The sequence below is a fragment of the Brachyspira pilosicoli genome (genome assembly GCF_008016535.1).
Classification (GTDB): domain Bacteria; phylum Spirochaetota; class Brachyspiria; order Brachyspirales; family Brachyspiraceae; genus Brachyspira; species Brachyspira pilosicoli_A.
Map to the genome: position 1 here is coordinate 1 of NZ_SAXY01000031.1, position 4,764 is coordinate 4,764.

Consider the following 4,764-nt stretch of genomic DNA (forward strand, 5'->3'; position numbering starts at 1 on the left):
TGTTATAAAAATGTGTATATTCTTTTAATTTTTCTCTTAATAATTCTACTGTGATATTTTTATTTAATCGTGAATAAAATTCTCTTTCGTCTATGCCGTGTACTCTTTCTACTACGCCATTGTATCTTGGTGTTGCTATAGGAATATATCTCCTCTCTAATTTATTTTTTAAGCAGTATTCATCAAAAATATTTATTTTAGGAGTATTAATACAGCGATAAGTATATTCTATACCATTGTCCGTTTGTATAGCCTGTATCTTAAAAGGTGAAGTTTTTAAGACATATTTTAAGAAAGATAAAGCACTATAAGGTGTTTTATCCTCATAGATTTGCCTCCAACTATAACGTGTAGCTAAATCTACAGCAGTGAATTGATAAACTGTTTTTCTGCCTAATTTGATATATTTAGTGTCTATTTGAACTATTTTGCCCTCTTTTTGTATTTTAGAGACAAATTTTCGTTTATCATATCGCTTCTTTTTCTTTTTTGTTTTATATCTCCAAAGATTATTTCTTTTTAGTACATTCTCTATAGCTGTAACACCTATCTTAATGCCTTCACGATTTAAATATGCTTTAATATAATGCTTACCTCGATATTCTTTAGTATAGAGTTCAATAATTAAATTAATAGCTTTTTGATTATTAAAGATATTTGGAGAAGTTTTTGGCTTAGTACTAAAATTAGCGACAGTTCCAGTGTCTTTATATTTTTTAAGCCAAGCATAAAAAGTAGATTTGGGTATTTCTTCTATCTTTAGAAATCTTTTAATATTTTTAGTTTTTAATGCTTTATCCACTATAAATAATTTAAATTCTGTGCTATAATCTTCTTTCATAGTAGCATCCTTTTTATTTGTTTTCTGTTCAAAATATTATAACAAGGATACTGCTTTTTTTATACTAAAAAATGTCCAATATCTCACACTCCTAAACATTTATTTAAAGATATTATATTGAAAATATTTAAATTGAGTTTATTATATTTCAAAAATTTGAAATAGGATACAAATTAACTTATGTCTAATAATAATAAATCTATTTTTCTTGCGGCTAGTGCTTATATAATGTGGGGGCTTCTTCCTATATATTGGAAGGCCGTTCAGAATTTTGATTCTGCTTTTGTTCTTGGAGTGAGGGTTATTACTACTTTTATATTTACTCTTATTATAATAATATTTAAAAAAGCTAATTTATACAGAGGAACTAAACCTCTTATTTTAATTTTTATAGCAGGTATTTTTCTTGGAGTTAATTGGTATTTATATATTTATACTGTAAACTCTGGGCATGTATTAGAGGCAGGACTTGCTTATTATATAGCTCCTATTTTAAGCATACTAATAGGCATAATATTTTTTAGAGAGAAAAAAACTATATTAGAATATTTAGCTATTGTTTTAATGTTTATTGGAATGATATATCAAACTATTACATTAGGTAAACCTCCTATAATGGCATTTTTCATAGGTTTAACTTTTTCTATATATGGAATATTAAAAAAGATGACTATATATTCTGGTTGGGAGAGTTTATTTTTGGAGACTTTATCTATATTGATACCTTCAATTATTATATCTAAACTTTATTTTCCAGTTAATCCTCAGCCTACTAGTACATGGATAATTTTGATGTTTGCAGGAATTGCAACAGGTATACCATTATATTTATATGCAAAGGCTGCTAAATCTTTAGAGGTTTCTACTTTAGGTTTTTTACAGTTTTTTGTTCCTTTGCTTGCAACATTACTTGCAATATTTGTTTATAAAGAAGAGTTAAATTTAAATAGAGCTATTACATTAGCAATTATTATATTAGCAGCTATTCTTTATGCTGTGTCAATATTTAGAAAATCTAAAATATAAATTTAAAAAATAAAAAGGGCTATTGCATAAAGTAAAGCCCTTAAATAATTTCTTATTAATTAAAAAATTATATTTCTACATCTTTAGAATAATCTATTCCCTCAACTTCAAATCCATGCATATTCATATAATCTTTTCTAAACATAGACATATCAGCCAACTCTTTTAAATTATCCTGATTAAGTATTTTCCAAGCATTCAATACTTCCTCTTGAACATCTTTTTTAAGTTCCCAATCATCAAGTCTAATTCTATTAACAGAGTCTAAAGGTATATCGCCTCCATTAATAAATAATTTATCACTTAATAATCTATACATCTGTTCAATACAGCCCTCGTGTAACCCCTTATTTTTCATTATTTTAAATAATATTCCAATATAAAGAGGCACTGTAGGTATAACAGAAGAAGCCCTTGTTACAACGGCTTTATTAACAGATATATAAGCATGTCCATTTATCTTTTTTTGCATTTCTTTATCAAGTTTATGAGCCGTACTTTCTATATGGTCTTTAGCTTTTCCTATAGTTCCTTCTCTGTATACTGCCTTAGTCATTTCTGGACCTATATAAGAATAAGCTATGTTAATTGCATTTTCTGCAAGTAAATCTGCTTCAAGTAAAGCATTAGTCCAAAGCTCCCAGTCTTCTCCGCCCATAACCTTTACAGTATTTTTTATATCATTATCATTAGCAGGCTCTATAGAAACATTTAATAACTCTTCAGTAATGAAATCTATTCCCATACCTTCATATTTTTTTCCTATAGGCTTTAATGCAGAACGATATAAAGTACCAGTTTTTTCATCTGTTCTCACAGGAGCAGCCAAACTATATATAAATAAATCTATTTTTCCGTCAAAAAATTTTTTAGCTTCTTTTATAACCTCTTCTTTTGAAGCATTTAAAAAAGCATCCAAATTAAGACTTAACTCTTCTATGCCGTCTTTTTTAGCAAACTCACTGAAAGCCATATTATTATACCAACCAGGTGTAGCTGTTCTTCTTTCTGTAGCTGCTTTTTCTAATGAAACTCCCATAGTTTTAGCCCCAAGTCCATAAGCTATAGCAATTCTGCTTGCAAGTCCGTATCCTCCAGAGCTTCCTAATATAAGAGCATTTTTTACATTTGATTTTATTTTTCCTTTAGATTTTACATAGTTTATTTGATTTTCTACCTCTTTCCTGCATCCTAATGGGTGAGCTGTAGTACATATATTATTCAATATTTTAGGTGCTACTATCATTTATGCATCTCCTTTAATAGTATTATTATCTTAAATATACATATACTTTATAATAGAATTGTATTTTTTTCAATAAAATAAAATTTATAATAATAATTAGATAAATATTTTTTATATGTTATACTATAAGAAAAACTTTTATGGTATTTTTATGAGTATATCAAATGAATTATTAAATGATTGCAGAAAAAAATTAAAAAACAAATTTACAAAAGAGTTTATAGAAAAAAAAGAGAATAATGATAATTTTATAAAAGCATTAATTAATACTAATAATTTTGATATTTTTTATAGCATGCTTGAAGAGGAGTATTCAAAAAATATTTTTAAAAAAATTGTATTATACAGATATATGCTTGCTTTTTATAGTGATGCGTATACTAATATAAATAAAAAAATAAAATTGAGTATTAAGCATGGAATTATAAATATATTTTCTTGGGGAATAAAGAGAGTATTATTTTATTTAAAAAGGCATAAATATCCTAATGAGATAGAGAATTTTTTATTATTTTATATATTTTGTTTAGAGCAGTATAATGTAAAAGATATTTTTGAAGTGAAAGGGGATAATGTATTATTTGATATTGGTGCTTGGAAGGGGGACAGCACTTACTTTTTTTCTAAGAGAAGTTCTAGTAATGCAAAGATATATGCATTTGAACCTGATGATAATGCTTACAATGTACTTACAAATATTAAAGATAAATATAAACTTAATAATGTAATATTAGAAAATGAGATTTTTTTAGACTATGAGAGGGATATAGATTTTGTTTCTATGACGCCGAATACTCCTACAGTAAAAAAACATGCCATAACTTTGGATATGTTTGTAGAGAGAAACAACATAAAAAGTATTGATTATATAAAGATGGATGTTGAAGGGGCAGAGCATAAAATTTTAGAAGGTGCTGTAAATACAATAAAAAAAGGGGCTGTCCTAGATAACTAAAAAAGCTCCTTTCTTGCTAAATTATATATAATTTCCAACTGTTTGTCAACTTTTGGATTATTAAATCTAAATTGACACTCTTTAATAAATAAGTGAAAATGTTCTTTTGGTATTCCATTAAATTTACGAAGATATCTCTTTGCTTGATTCCAAAAGTTCTCTATACCATTAATATGGTTCTTTTCTTCAGCAAACTTTTCACTATGATTAATTCTAAAGTGTTTAAATTCAGAGACATCTAATACATCATAACTATGATAATAATCTGAATAAACTATACTATCTGGCTGTACTTTTTGCCTAATAATAGGCATTAAAGTGCTTATTTGGGTATTATTTATCATTTTTACATATACTTTTCCGCCTCTTTTTAATAAACCAAACACTGGTATCTTATCTTTAGCTCCTCTGCCTCTTTTTCCTTTTCTTTTACCGCCAAAATAACTTTCATCAACTTCTATTTCGCCGTTAAAAATTTCTTCTTCTTTTTCTTTCTCATATTCAAATATTAATTCTCTTAATCTTAAAAAATAATACGAAGCTGTAGTTTTATTAACACCAACTAAAACTGATGTAGTTCTTGCTGTGGTTCCTGCTACAAAATGTTCTATTAATTTTAATTGTTTATCTTGACTTAATTTACTACGTTTCATACTTTAATTTTAACAAATTTAAGTTATCTAGGACAGCCCCTAA

5 protein-coding genes are annotated in these 4,764 nt (G+C 26.6%); 2 read left to right on the forward strand and 3 right to left on the reverse strand.

Features of this window, described 5'->3' with window-relative positions; genetic code table 11:
• On the reverse strand, positions 1 to 841 hold an 841-nt coding region (locus EPJ72_RS04995), incomplete at its 3' end, for a DDE-type integrase/transposase/recombinase (RefSeq protein WP_242004924.1).
• Between the two features lie 180 nt (positions 842 to 1,021).
• On the opposite strand from EPJ72_RS04995, the gene rarD reads away from it, so the two are divergent.
• Complete coding sequence (gene rarD / locus EPJ72_RS05000) at positions 1,022 to 1,867, forward strand: EamA family transporter RarD (RefSeq protein ID WP_147731118.1); 846 nt, start codon at positions 1,022 to 1,024, stop codon at positions 1,865 to 1,867.
• A gap of 67 nt (positions 1,868 to 1,934) precedes the next feature.
• On the opposite strand, the gene fabV is transcribed toward rarD, so the two are convergent.
• A complete protein-coding gene (fabV, locus tag EPJ72_RS05005) occupies positions 1,935 to 3,113 on the reverse strand; it encodes an enoyl-ACP reductase FabV (protein ID WP_147731119.1) in 1,179 nt (392 codons plus the stop codon).
• Between the two features lie 151 nt (positions 3,114 to 3,264).
• Between fabV and EPJ72_RS05010 the strand changes: the two genes are divergently transcribed.
• Entirely contained in the window at positions 3,265 to 4,068 is an 804-nt protein-coding gene (locus tag EPJ72_RS05010; protein WP_242004925.1) for an FkbM family methyltransferase, read from the forward strand.
• Here EPJ72_RS05010 and EPJ72_RS05015 read toward each other — a convergent pair.
• Entirely contained in the window at positions 4,065 to 4,721 is a 657-nt protein-coding gene (locus tag EPJ72_RS05015) for an IS1595 family transposase (protein ID WP_147731120.1), read from the reverse strand. The two genes, EPJ72_RS05010 and EPJ72_RS05015, sit on opposite strands and share 4 nt — an antisense overlap.
• Positions 4,722 to 4,764: the final 43 nt, after the last annotated feature.